The organism is Neisseria sp. P0009.S007 (assembly GCF_051962515.1).
On the sequence record NZ_JBQCVF010000689.1, the window covers coordinates 1 to 874 of the forward strand.

Annotated in this window: 1 protein-coding gene and 2 pseudogenes; all 3 read left to right on the plus strand. The window is 48.7% G+C overall.

All coding sequences use genetic code 11. The annotated features are described in order from the left end of the window. Positions 1 to 207, plus strand: a pseudogene (locus tag ACTHS3_RS15695) (3-deoxy-manno-octulosonate cytidylyltransferase); the annotation flags it as partial. An 11-nt stretch (positions 208 to 218) separates the two neighbouring features. After that, the gene (locus ACTHS3_RS15700) at positions 219 to 737 is read left to right on the plus strand and encodes a 3-deoxy-manno-octulosonate cytidylyltransferase (RefSeq protein WP_070607679.1); all 519 of its coding nucleotides are present in this window, start codon (positions 219 to 221) and stop codon (positions 735 to 737) included. Between the two features lie 71 nt (positions 738 to 808). Then, positions 809 to 874: pseudogene (locus ACTHS3_RS15705) on the plus strand (adenylate kinase); the annotation flags it as partial.

Sequence of the window (874 nt, forward strand, 5' to 3'; positions counted from 1 at the left end):
GGCATTTATGCCTATCGTGCAGGTTTCCTGCAACGCTATTCCGAAATGGAAGTTTCTCCTTTGGAAACCATTGAATCGCTGGAACAATTGCGCGTCCTGTGGCACGGTTATCCGATTGCCGTTGAAATTGCCCAAGAAGCGCCAGCCGCCGGCGTGGATACGCAGGAAGATTTGGACAGGGTAAGGGCTGTGTTCGAGGCCGTCTGAAAGGAAAAAACATGAATGATTTACGCCATTTGAGCCGTGAAGAACAAAAATTGCTTGCCGATGTGGCGAAGCTGGTAAGAGAAGACGAACAAGAATTTAACTATGACATGCTGAAAATAGAAGCGCCAGAGCAGGCAAGCGGCGAGTTTTGGTTCCGCATGGCAGAAATGCTCAGCACTTTGCCGCCCAACCAGTCGTTGGACTTGCGTATGAACGGCGGACGCTTAACCGTTGCCGTATCGATTTTGTCGGTATTGCTGCAAGACAATCCGGATGTTCCGCAGCTTTGGGCACAAAAAATCATTGCGCTCAACTATTTGGCTCATGGCCATCAAACTCGTGCAATCGGTTTGGCGCAGCAGCCTGACAAAGCGGCCGAAGCCAATGAGGAAGAATATTTGGCGAAAGCCTTATCGCAAAACTTGCTTTCCACTTTGAAAGACGCGATAGAGCGATTTCCTGAAGACTCATGGTTTATCGAAATGCGCGACGATGCATGGAAGCATTTCGGCCCGAAAGAGGCCGTCTGAAGTTTTGAACGATAAACACAAGCCGTGTAAAATTATCTGAACATTAAATCCGTCAACCAAAAGGACTCATCATGAAAGTATTATTGTTGGGCGCACCAGGCGCCGGCAAAGGCACACAGGCTCAATTCATCACTGCT

What these genes read in the sequence shown, in the direction of transcription:
- ACTHS3_RS15700 (WP_070607679.1), top strand. Translation starts at nt 219, where the DNA reads ATGAATGATTTACGCCATTTGAGCCGTGAAGAACAAAAATTGCTTGCC.